This is a genomic window from Streptococcus sp. HMSC071D03 (assembly GCF_001812125.1).
Lineage (GTDB): Bacteria > Bacillota > Bacilli > Lactobacillales > Streptococcaceae > Streptococcus > Streptococcus pseudopneumoniae_N.
This window is the reverse complement of the sequence record NZ_KV807784.1, coordinates 13,779-14,106: the sequence shown is the minus strand read 5'-3', so window position 1 is coordinate 14,106 and position 328 is coordinate 13,779.

Genomic DNA, 328 nt, shown 5'->3' with positions numbered 1-328 from the left:
CTTCTTGGTATTCTAGGTGGTCTCGGACTTGCTTTGGGAAAGAAAAAAGAAGACTAAAAATTTAGTTAAATAAACATTCATTCTTTTGTGTTATAAAGACAAACTAGATTGGTTCTGGGAATCGTGTTAGTCATAAAATAAAAAGAATGTTTAGATAAAGAAAGCGAACAATGCTAGGATTTTGTTGAACGGAATTCTAAGTATTGTTCGCTTTTTGGGCTCTTTTCTACCATTTGTCAAGTATAGTGGATTGAAATAAGATATGAACAAATAGACTAGGAAAGTCAAATAAATTTCTAGAAATATTTTTTAGCAGTCATAGTGTACT